General features: G+C 69.5%; 9 protein-coding genes. 7 read left to right on the forward strand and 2 right to left on the reverse strand.

The features are described 5' to 3' along the window. Positions 1 to 220 precede the first annotated feature (220 nt). From AB3X07_RS20390 to AB3X07_RS20400, 3 genes are all read left to right on the forward strand, one after another. Positions 221 to 775: a PadR family transcriptional regulator gene (locus AB3X07_RS20390; RefSeq protein WP_369940722.1), complete on the forward strand. Its 555-nt coding sequence runs from the start codon at positions 221 to 223 to the stop codon at positions 773 to 775. Between the two features lie 75 nt (positions 776 to 850). Beyond that, positions 851 to 1,642 carry a siderophore-interacting protein gene (locus tag AB3X07_RS20395; protein WP_369940724.1) on the forward strand — a complete coding sequence of 264 codons (792 nt, stop codon included), beginning with the start codon at positions 851 to 853 and terminating at the stop codon, positions 1,640 to 1,642. A 547-nt stretch (positions 1,643 to 2,189) separates the two neighbouring features. Further along, entirely contained in the window at positions 2,190 to 3,113 is a 924-nt protein-coding gene (locus AB3X07_RS20400; protein WP_369938742.1) for an IS110 family transposase, read from the forward strand. A gap of 278 nt (positions 3,114 to 3,391) precedes the next feature. On the opposite strand, the gene AB3X07_RS20405 is transcribed toward AB3X07_RS20400, so the two are convergent. Both AB3X07_RS20405 and AB3X07_RS20410 read right to left on the reverse strand, forming a co-directional pair. After that, positions 3,392 to 4,024, reverse strand: coding sequence for a YceI family protein (locus AB3X07_RS20405; protein WP_369940727.1), 633 nt, complete (start codon positions 4,022 to 4,024; stop codon positions 3,392 to 3,394). 90 nt (positions 4,025 to 4,114) lie between these two features. Then, a complete protein-coding gene (locus AB3X07_RS20410) occupies positions 4,115 to 4,705 on the reverse strand; it encodes a malonic semialdehyde reductase (protein WP_369940729.1) in 591 nt (196 codons plus the stop codon). Positions 4,706 to 4,834: 129 nt separating this feature from the next. Between AB3X07_RS20410 and AB3X07_RS20415 the strand changes: the two genes are divergently transcribed. The 4 genes from AB3X07_RS20415 (at position 4,835) to AB3X07_RS20430 (ending at position 10,387) form a co-directional block, all read left to right on the forward strand. Continuing rightward, a complete protein-coding gene (locus AB3X07_RS20415; RefSeq protein ID WP_369940731.1) occupies positions 4,835 to 5,803 on the forward strand; it encodes a mitochondrial fission ELM1 family protein in 969 nt (322 codons plus the stop codon). Between the two features lie 212 nt (positions 5,804 to 6,015). After that, positions 6,016 to 8,328 (forward strand): TonB-dependent receptor, encoded by a 2,313-nt coding sequence (locus AB3X07_RS20420; RefSeq protein WP_369940732.1) that lies wholly within the window; start codon positions 6,016 to 6,018, stop codon positions 8,326 to 8,328. A gap of 80 nt (positions 8,329 to 8,408) precedes the next feature. Continuing rightward, the gene (locus AB3X07_RS20425; protein ID WP_369944826.1) at positions 8,409 to 9,485 is read left to right on the forward strand and encodes a glycerophosphodiester phosphodiesterase; all 1,077 of its coding nucleotides are present in this window, start codon (positions 8,409 to 8,411) and stop codon (positions 9,483 to 9,485) included. A 311-nt stretch (positions 9,486 to 9,796) separates the two neighbouring features. Further along, complete coding sequence (locus AB3X07_RS20430; protein ID WP_369940734.1) at positions 9,797 to 10,387, forward strand: VUT family protein; 591 nt, start codon at positions 9,797 to 9,799, stop codon at positions 10,385 to 10,387. Positions 10,388 to 10,546: the final 159 nt, after the last annotated feature.

The following is a 10,546-nucleotide window of genomic DNA, read 5'->3' on the forward strand; positions in this document are numbered from 1 at the left end:
CAGGCACCATCCGAAGGTTCTGTCGCGGCTGAAGCCGCTCCTACAGGGGATTGCGACCTCTCCCGCGCAGCACACGAACGTCGGTGGACTTCGGGCGCACCCGCAAAGCGCCCCAGCGCCCTGAACCCTCCCCATCCATCACCCCGCCCCGCGGCCGCCCAGTCTTGCCGCCCACCCAAATTCGATATATCGTTTCGCAAAATTTAGACATATCGAAACGATGCCTCGCGCCACCGATCCCACCCCTCGCCCCCCACGCCGTCTGTTCGACGAGGACGGCCCAGGCGCGCACGCCCGCGGCGGCGGGCGCGGCCAGCGTCCGCTCGGCCACGGCGACCTGCGCCTGCTGCTGCTGGCGATGATCGAGACCCAGCCGCGCCACGGCTACGAGCTGATCCGCGCGGTGGCCGAGCTGTTCCATGGCCTGTACACGCCCAGCGCCGGCACCGTGTACCCGACCCTGGCGCAACTGGAGGCGCAGGGCCTGGTGCAGGCCGATGCCGATGCGGCACGCAAGCGCTACGCGATCACCGCCGACGGCCGCGCCTTCGTGCAGGCGCAGCGCGCGCAACTGGACGCGGCAGTGGAACGCACCCATCACCGCGCCCGCGCGCTGGTGCGCGCGAACGTGCCGGCGCCGGTGCGCGAGGCGATGCGGCGGATCAAGCACGGCCTGCTGGCGCGCCACGGCCGCTGGACCGATGCCGAAATCGAACGCGTCGCGCAGTTGTTGATTCAGGCCGCCGACGGCATGGCGCGCGACGGCGATGGCTGAGCACCGCCCGCGCCTGGCCGCCTCGCCGCTCCGCGGGCGCTGCGCGCTTGCCCACTTCCCCCAAGGACCTTCCGCATGAACGCCCATGAACATCGACTGCTGCGGCATCCGTTGCAGCTGCGCCACCTGCAGGTGCTGCGCACCCAGCCGCTGACGCCGCACATGCGCCGCATCGTGGTCGGCGGCCCGGCGCTGGACGGCTTCGTCAGCGCCGGACCCGACGATCACGTCAAGCTGTTCTTCCCCAACCCCGACGGCGCCTTCGTGCTGCCGACGCTGACCGACCGCGGCCCGGTCTATCCGGCAGACGCCGCACCCTCGCCGGCGCGCGACTACACGCCGCGGCACTACGACGCCGCGGCGCGGGAGTTGACCCTGGACTTCGTGCTGCACGGCGACGGCGCCGCCTGCCGCTGGGCCGCACGCGCCAACCCGGGCGACCCGCTGGTGGTCGGCGGGCCGCGCGGCTCGTTCGTCGTCGCCAACGACTACGCGACCTATGTGCTGATCGGCGACGAGACCGCGCTGCCGGCGATCGGCCGCTGGCTGCAGGAACTGCCGGCTGCGGCGCAGGTCCATGCGCTGATCGAGATCCCCGGCGCCGCCGACCGGCAGGCGCTGCCGTCGCGCGCGCAGACACGGGTCGACTGGCTGGAGCGCAATGGCGTGCCGGTGCTCGGCAGCCAGTTGCTGGAGGACGCGCTGCGCGATTTCGAGGCACCGCCGGGCGATGCGTTCTATTGGATCGCGTGCGAATCGTCGCGCGCGCGGATGATGCGCAAGTTCGTGGAAGGCCGCCTCAACGTGCCCAAGGAGTGGGTGCGCGCGACGGGATACTGGAAGTCGGGGCGTGAGGAGCGGGAGTAAGCCTGAGTAAGCGGGCGAGATGCTGGTGTTCTTGATGCCGCGGTGAGTGGACTTTGTGCGCCCAGATGCAAAAAGTGCCGAGGCGGTTTCAGGTGTGATGCTCTGCCGCTGGCGATGCATCCCGGTTGTTTCATTCTTCGGTCGCGGCTGAAGCCGCTCCTGCAGGGGAAGGCGATGCGCAGCTGAGGTGTGCTCGTCGGGACTGAAGTCCCTCCCACACATGCATGCTATCCGCGCGACCACTGTAGGAGCGGCTTTAGCCGCGACAGGAAAATGGAACCGCCGTTCGGAATGATTGGCGCCAGCAAAAAGCGTCGCGGCTGAAGCCGCTTGTGTCAAAAGAGGGTCTATCGTTGAAGGTGAGAGCGGGGTGCGGCAGGCCGTTAAGCCGCAGTGCCAAGCGAGCACGAGTAGGAGTCAGTGCCGCCGCACCCCGGTTCTCCTGCCTGACAAGCCCGAACAGTTGCCTGAGCCGGGAGCTCGAACATCACAAGCCTGGGCATTGGCAGGAGCGCTCTCGACCCTAAGTCTACTGCGGAGAACGTCTATGCGGCGCTTTGTCGGGATCGATGTTGCCAAGGCCGAACTGGTCATTCATGTGCTGCCGGACGGACTGGCCTGGACCCAGCCCAACACGCCGCAAGGGCGCGTTGAGCTGGTCCAGCGTCTGGCGAGGCTGGAGTGCGAACGGATCGTGCTGGAAGCCAGCGGCGGCTACGAACATGAGGTGCTGCGGACGCTGCGGCAGGCCAACCTGCCGGCGGTGCGGATGTGTGCGCAGCGCCCACGTGCGTTGGCCAAGGCGCTGGGCATCAAGGCCAAGACCGACGCCCTGGACGCGCGTCTGTTGGCCGTGACAGCCCAAGCCATTGTGGCCCCCCCGACGGACGTGTTGCCCGAGCACCTGCAGCACCTGCGCGAACTGCTGGATCTGCGCAATGCTCTGGTCGGCCAGCACGACGCCCTGCGGCGGCGTCTGGAGCACATCACCAGCCCGGAGGTGCGGCGCCACTGCCAGGAAGCGATCGACCTACTGAAGCGGCAGAGCGATGCGCTGAAGCGAGACCTTCAGCAGCAGGCCGACGCGTGTTCGACCCTGCCCAAGGTGCCGGGGCTGGGGCCGATCCTGCGCGCCACCCTGGCCGCACGCCTGCCGGAACTGGGAACGCTGCCGCCGCGCAAGCTGGCCGCCCTGGTCGGGCTGGCGCCGTTCAATCACGACAGCGGCCGCTGGCAAGGCCAGCGCCGCATCAAAGGCGGGCGCAGCGACGTGCGCCGCGCGCTGTACATGGCCACCTGGGCCAGCATCCGCGCCAAATCCCCCTTGGCCCAAACCTATGCGCGCCTGCAAGCGGCCGGCAAACCGGCCAAGGTCGCCATCGTCGCCTGCATGCACAAGTACCTACGCTGGCTCAATGCCATCGCGCGCGATCAGGCTTCTTACGCGCCTCCCGTCATCGCTGCTGCATGACAGTTGACTCCTACAGAGGGCGGCCGAGGGCGTGCCGCGGCTCGGCGAAGGGGTGATCCAGGTGTGGGAGGGACGTCAGTCCCGACTGCCCTCAATTGTCAGCCTTCGTGCGCAGCACCGCGTTGCCAGGGACATTGACTAAGACAAATCCAGGCACATGCCTGCCGCCCGACAACCCCAAGGCAACCCCCACCTCCGCGCAAACGAAAACGCCCGCCAGGCGGCGGGCGTTTCGATCTACAGCGACGGCCTGCTCAGGCCGACGCCGCAGCGCAGGCTTACTTCGCGTCCTGCAGCGCCTCGGTGGTGATGCGGATCTTGACCTCGTCGCTGACGTTGGGCACGTACGCGCCCAGGCCGAAGTCGCTGCGTTTGACCGTGGTGGTGGCGTCGAAGCCCAGCGCCGGCACCTTCTTCATCGGGTGCGGACCGGCACCGTTGAGCGTCACCGCCAGCACGACCGGCTTGGTCGTGCCCTTGATGGTCAGGTCGCCGGCCACGGTCAGCTTGTTGGCGCCGGCCGCGGTGACCTTGGTGCTCTTGAAGGTGGCGGTCGGGAACTTGGCGGCGTCGAAGAAATCGCCGCTCTTGAGGTGTTCGTCGAACTTGGCGGTGAAGCTGTTGAGGCCCGACAGCGGCAGGGTCACGTTGACGCTGGACTTGCTCACGTCCTGCGCGTTGTACACCAGGGTGCCGTCGACGTCGCCGAAGTGCGCGCTCGGGTTGGAGAAGCCGAAGTGGCTCCACTGCACCAGCACGTCGGTGTGGCTCGGGTCCAGCTTGTAGGTACCGCTGGTGCCCTTGACCGCGGCGGCGGCGGCCGGCGCGGCGAAGGCGGTGCTGACCGGCTGGGCGACGACGACGGCCAGCGCCAGGGCCAGCGGGAGCAGCAGGGTGCGGGTCTTGTTCATGGGCGGAACGCTCCTGGAAGTTCGGTGGTTGGGAGAAACTGCGGCATGCGCAGGCACAACGGTGTGAGGGTGCAGCGAAAACGCGTGGCCTTACTCGATGCGCGCGGCCTCGTCGAAGCTCAGCCGCGGCGAGCGCGGGAACAGGCCCGCCGGGTCGCCGTAGCCGAGGTTGATCAGGAAGTTGGACTTGATCGCGGTGCCGGCGAAGAACGCGGCATCGACCTTGGCGTTGTCGAAGCCGGACATCGGACCGGTGTCCAGTCCCAGCGAGCGCGCGGCCAGGATCAGGTAGGCGCCCTGCAGGGTGCCGTTGCGGAACGCGGACTCGCGGCGGCCTTCGCGCGGACCGTCGAACCAGCTCTTGGCGTCGGCGTGCGGGAACAGGTACGGCAGCTTCTCGTGGAAGTCCTCGTCGTGGGCGACGATCACGGTCACCGGCGCGGCCAGGGTCTTGGCCAGATTGCCTTCGGACAGCGCCGGCTTGAGCTTCTCCTTGCCGGCGGCCGAGGTCACGAACACGAACCGCGCCGGGCTGCTGTTGGCCGCGGTCGGGCCCCACTTCACCAGGTCGTACAGGGCACGCAGGGTCTCCTCGCTGACCGGCGTGTCGCGGAAGGCATTCTGGGTGCGGGCGGTGCGGAACAATTGATCCAGGGCGGCATCGTGCAGGGCGTCGGACATGCGGGCGTTCCTTTGAGTCGTCGGGGGGGAGCCGCCGCCCGTGGGCAGCGGTCTCGGCGCAGGGGGGCCAGTGTAGAGTGGCACGATAGCCGCAACACCCAGCCGCAATGCAACGGATTACTACCAAACGTGAAACGATCGGACGCGCCCTGGGCGATTAGCGACGGGCGCGCCGGCAACGCACGCCAGGCCGATGCGCTGGCCGCGGCGCTGGCCGGGGCGACGCCGCGGTCCGCACCGGGGCTGGTGCTGCAACCACGTGCGCCGTGGCGCTGGCTGGCACCACGGCGCCTGCCCGGCGCCGCGCAGGCCTATGGCCACGGCTTGGCCGAACTGCTGCGGCAACCGCCGGCGCTGGCGGTCGGCTGCGGTCGCCAGGCGGCGCTGGCGACGCGGCTGCTGCGCGCGCGCGGCAGCCGCGTGGTGCAGGTGCTGGATCCGCGCCTGTCGCCGCGGCACTGGGACCTGCTGGTGGTGCCCGAGCACGATCGCCTGCGCGGCGCCAACGTGCTGACCCTGCTCGGCAGCCTGCACCCGGTCGATGACGCCTGGCTGGCGGCCGGGCGCGCCGCGTTCCCGGCGTTCGCCGCACTGCCGTCGCCGCGCACCGCGGTGCTGGTCGGCGGGCCCGCGGCGTTGGCGCCATGGACTGCCGAAGACGCGACGACGACGTTCCGGCACCTGGCGGAGGACGTGCGCGAGTACGGCGGCAGCGTGTTGGCCAGCACCTCGCGGCGCACGCCACCGGCGGTGGCCGCGGCACTGCGCGACGCGTTCGCCGGCGTGCCCGGCGTGGTCTGGTGCGGCGAGCGCGATGGCCCGAATCCGTATGCCGGCCTGCTGGGCTGGGCCGAGCGCATCGTGTGCACGCCCGATTCGGTGAACCTGCTGTCGGAAGCGTGCGCGACGCGCGTCCCGGTGAGCGTGGCGATGCCGGCGGCGGCGCGAGGCCGGGCGCGCGACTTCCATGCGGCGCTGCGCGCGCGCGGCCGCCTGAGCGAACCGGCACAGGACGACGCCGCGCCCCGCACGCCGCTGCGCGAGACGGCGCGCATCGCCGCGCAGGCGCGCGCGCTGCTGGGACTGGATGGCGCGTAGCGTCGCTGCACCGGCAAGCCTCCTCGCACACGCGGCGCACGCCAACGCGATCGCGACCGCTGTCATCGCAGTGTCAGCGGCGTTGCATCTGCCGTTAACAGTTCGGCAACACCCTGGCCAGCGGAATCGCGCCACGCCGCGCTCGTTGCGGCGCACAGGCGCACGGCCTGTGCCTGGCGATTCCGCCCTCCCCCGCTGCCATGGAATCGCCGATGCTCCGTCCCTATCCGCTCGCCACCGCCCTGGCGCTCGCCCTGTCGTCCCTCGCCGCGCAGGCCGCCGCCGCCGATCCCGTCGCGACCGATGCCGCCGCAGCCGGCACCAGCGACGTGCAGCAACTCGATGCGGTGTCGGTGATCGGCCAGGGCGAGACCCGCCAGGTGCAACGCATCACCGCGCAGGACGTGGCGGTGCTGCCGCCGGGCACCAGCATCCAGAAGCTGCTCAACCGCATCCCCGGCGTCAACGTGCAATCCAACGACGCCTTCGGCGCCAACGAGGAATCGCAGACCATCAGCCTGCGCGGCTTCAACGGCGTGCGCCTGGGCTACACCCTCGACGGCCTGCCGCTGGGCGACAACGCCTACGGCAACTACAACGGCCTCAACATCAGCCGCGCGCTGATCGCCGAGAACTTCGTCGGCGTGGAGCTGGCCTCGGGCATCGGCAGCCTGGGTACCGCCTCCACCAGCAACCTCGGTGGCACGGTGCAGTACTACTCCGACGATCCGTCCACCGAAGTCGGCGTGCGCCTGTCGCAGACCGTCGGTTCGGACAACAACCGCCGCACCTTCCTGCGCTTGGATACCGGCGAGCACAACGGTTTCTCCGCCTACCTGTCCGGCATCTACGCCGACGCCGACATGTGGGCCAAGCCGGAATCGCCGACCCACACCGCACAATTCAACGGCAAGGGCGTGTACCAGTTCGAGGGCGGCAAGATCACCGCCTTCGTCGACACCTCGCGTACCTCGCAGGCCGACTACGCCTACCTGTCCAAGAGCGGCCTGCACCGCGGCCTGGGCTGGGACTGGAACCTGTACGCGCCGGACTGGCAGCGCGCGCTGGCCGCGGCCTACTGCGCGCCGGCCACGCGCGATCCCAGCCGTTGCGGCTACAGCGGCGGCGTGGACAACATCGACGACGCCTACTACCAGAGCCGCGCGCTGCGTAACGACGACCTGTACTACCTGGCCGGCGACTTCCAGCCGTCCGATGCGGTGAGCGTGCATACCCAGGTCTACCACCACGAGAACGAAGGCCAGGGCCACTGGTGGTCGCCGGGCCAGCCGTCCTACCCGGGCACGCCGCAGGCGCTGCCGATCTCGATCCGCAGCACCAACTACACCATCAACCGCACCGGCGGCATCGCCTCGCTGGGCTGGGACATCGGCCCGCACCACCTGGAAGCCGGCGTGTGGTACGAGCGCAACAAGCACCACGTGGAGCGCAACTTCTACTGGATCGACGGCCCGATCGACGACGACCTCTTCCTGAGCAACCCGAACCGCCGGCTGTTCTCGCAGGACTACGTCATCACCACCAAGCAGGCCTACGTGCAGGGCACCTTCAAGCTGCTCGACGATCGCCTGACCCTGGACATCGGTGCCAAGAGCCCGCACACCACGATGACCGCGCGCGAGACCCCGGGGATCGCCGTGGAAGCGCCCGTGGCCAACGGCGAACTCAAGGCCAGCAAGGCGCTGCTGCCGCAGGCCGGCGTGCGCTACCGCCTGGCCGAGGGCCAGGAAGTGTTCGCCTCCTACGCCGAGAACATCGCCGCGTTCCAGGGCGGCGGCGCCGGTGGCCCGCTGCTGGTGACCCAGGCCTCGTTCGACGCCAGCGTCGGCGCGTTGCAGCCGGAGAAGTCCAAGACCTTCGAAGCCGGCTACCGCCTGGTGCGCGACCAGTTCGAAGCCTCGCTGGTCGGCTACGACGTGACCTTCGACAACCGCCTGCTCTCGCTCAACCCGTGCCCGAGCATCCAGCAGGGCACCACCCCGGCGTGCACCACGCGCTTCTTCAACGTCGGTTCGGTGAGCAGCCGCGGCGGCGAGCTGACCTTCATCTGGAAGCCGAACGCGCACCTGCAGTGGTACAACTCGGCCTCGATCAACCGCTCCACCTACGACGACAACTACGTGCAGAACGGCGTGGTCATCCCCACCGCCGGCAAGTACACGGTGGATACGCCCAAGCGCATGTTCGCCAGCGAACTCAGCTGGACCTGGAACGGCTGGAACGCCAACCTGCGCGGCAAGTACACCGGCCAGCGCTACTACACCTACACCAACGACCAGGGCTTTGGCGGCTACACCTCCTTCGATGCCGGCGCCGGCTACGATTTCGGCGCGGTGTCGTTCCTGCAGGACCTGAAGCTGTCGTTGAACGTCACCAACCTCACCGACAAGCGCTACGCCTCCAACCTCACCGCCTTCAGCAACAGCGACCCCAACGGCCGCGCGCTGGCCTTCCACGCCAGCGCGCCGCGGCAGGCATTCCTGACCCTGGACGCGCGCTTCTGAGCGCGTCCATCCTGTCCGTCCGCCCCCGAACCGGAACGCATGCGATGATCCGATCCACCTCCTGGTTGTTGGGATGCGCGATGGCCGTGTTGGCGACCACCGCGGCGGCCGCACCGGCCGCCGCACCTAGCGAGAGCAAGCCGCTGGTGATCGGCCATCGCGGCGCCAGCGCGCTGCGCCCCGAGCACACCCTGGCGTCCTACGCCAAGGCCATCGCCGACGGCGCCGACTTCATCGAACCGGACCTGGTCTCGACCAAGGACGGCGTGCTGGTGGCGCGGCACGAGAACGAGATCGGCGGCACCACCGACGTGGCCGCGCATCCGGAGTTCGCCGCGCGCAAGACCGTCAAGCAGATCGACGGGCAGCGCGTGGAAGGCTGGTTCACCGAGGACTTCACCCTGGCCGAGCTGAAGACCCTGCGCGCGCGCGAGCGCCTGCCGCAACTGCGCGGCACCGCCTTCGACGGGCAGTTCCAGGTGCCGACCCTCGACGAGATCATCGACTTCACCGCGGCCGAGTCGGCCACGCGCGAGCGGCCGATCGGGCTGATCCCGGAGATCAAGCACGGCACCTACTTTCGCGGGCTGCGCCTGGCGATGGAGGACAAGGTCGTCGCCACGCTCGATGCGCATGCCTACACGCGCAAGGCGCCGCTGGTGATCCAGTCGTTCGAGATCGGCAACCTGCAGTATCTGCACGACAAGCTCGGCAGCACCCATCCGAACGTGCGCCTGGTGCAGTTGCTGGGTGACCCCAAGGAGCGCCCGGGCGACCAGTTGCGTGACGGCCCGACCTACGCGCAGATGGGCAGCGCGCAGGGCCTGCGCGCGATCGCCAGGTACGCGCAACTGGTCAGCCCCAACCTGCGCGCGATCGTGCCGGTGAACGCCGACGGCGCGCTGGCCGCGCCCACGTCCTTCGTCGCCGACGCGCATGCAGCCGGCCTGCAGGTGATTCCGTACACGTTCCGGCCCGAGAACTATTTCCTGCCCAAGCAACTGCAGGACGCGCGCGGCCCGGCCGCGGTGAACGCCGAAGGCAGCATCACCGAGATGCGCGCATTGCTCGACACCGGCATCGATGGCTTCTTCACCGACGATCCGGCGGTGGGCCGTGCGGCGGTGGATGGGACGGCGGCGGCGCGCGGGCGCTGAGGCAGCGCGCGGCGTATCCCGTTTGTGGGCATCTTCGGTCGACTGACTGTCTCGGGAAAGCCCATCGCAACTGAAGTCGCTCCCACGGAAAAGCATCACTGCTCCTGTAGGAGCGGCTTCAGCCGCGACAGAAACCATCCGACGCTGGCCGCTGCCTGTTGCGGCTAAAAGCGCCTTCTACCCAAGGTATCCGTCGCGGCTGAAGCCGCTCCTACAAGAGCGTGCCGGCGTTGGGTGGCGTACCGCGCTGGCTGCGACGCCGTGGCACCGCGATAATGTGGCGCTTCGCCCCTTCCGCAACACCGCCGTCCGTGCACCGTTCGTCCCCGTCCCCCACCTTCGCCGCACTGACCCCGCGCGCGCTGCTGCTGTCCGTGCTGGCGATGGGCGCGGTGGTGCTGCTGTCGAACGTGCTGGTGCAGTTCCCGATCAACGACTGGCTGACCTGGGGCGCCTTCAGCTATCCGGTCGCATTCCTGGTCAGCAATCTGATCAATCGCCGCTTCGGCCCGCGCGCGGCACGGCGGGTGGCCTGGTGCGGCTTCGCGCTGGCGGTGCTGCTGTCGATCTGGATCGCCACCCCGCGTATCGCCGCCGCCTCGTGCACCGCGTTCATCGCCGCGCAACTGCTGGACATCACCGTGTTCGACCGCCTGCGCCGCGGCCACTGGTGGCGCGCGCCGATCGTCGCCACCACCTGCAGCGCGACGCTGGACACCACGCTCTTCTGGTCGATTGCCTTCGGCGGCTCGGTGCTGCCGTGGGTCAGCTGGGCCGCCGGCGACCTGGCGGTGAAGCTGGGCATCGGCGTGTTCCTGCTGGCGCCGTTCCGCGCGCTGCTGTGGCGGACCGCCCCGCCGGCCGCCGCCGATGCAGCGGCCACGCGCTCGCCGCAGCGTTAGGGCGAACCCGCTCCGCTTGGCGGCCGCCGTGGAAGCAGGTACCCCCGACGTTTGCGCCACGGCCCGACCTGGCGACGCGCCGCCACGCAAGCGCCAATGGACCGATCCGCTGCACCCGCCACAGCAGGCCGACTTTGGCACTCTCGTCGCCGAGCCCGT

This window comes from Xanthomonas sp. DAR 35659 (assembly GCF_041242975.1).
Classification (GTDB): domain Bacteria; phylum Pseudomonadota; class Gammaproteobacteria; order Xanthomonadales; family Xanthomonadaceae; genus Xanthomonas_A; species Xanthomonas_A medicagonis.

Bases quoted from the DNA above. Each gene is read 5' to 3' on its own strand.
- AB3X07_RS20410 (WP_369940729.1), bottom strand. From the start codon at position 4,705: ATGTCCGACGCCCTGCACGATGCCGCCCTGGATCAATTGTTCCGCACC.
- AB3X07_RS20425 (WP_369944826.1), top strand. From the start codon at position 8,409: ATGGCCGTGTTGGCGACCACCGCGGCGGCCGCACCGGCCGCCGCACCT.
- AB3X07_RS20400 (WP_369938742.1), top strand. From the start codon at position 2,190: ATGCGGCGCTTTGTCGGGATCGATGTTGCCAAGGCCGAACTGGTCATT.
- AB3X07_RS20390 (WP_369940722.1), top strand. From the start codon at position 221: ATGCCTCGCGCCACCGATCCCACCCCTCGCCCCCCACGCCGTCTGTTC.
- AB3X07_RS20405 (WP_369940727.1), bottom strand. From the start codon at position 4,024: ATGAACAAGACCCGCACCCTGCTGCTCCCGCTGGCCCTGGCGCTGGCC.
- AB3X07_RS20420 (WP_369940732.1), top strand. From the start codon at position 6,016: ATGCTCCGTCCCTATCCGCTCGCCACCGCCCTGGCGCTCGCCCTGTCG.
- AB3X07_RS20395 (WP_369940724.1), top strand. From the start codon at position 851: ATGAACGCCCATGAACATCGACTGCTGCGGCATCCGTTGCAGCTGCGC.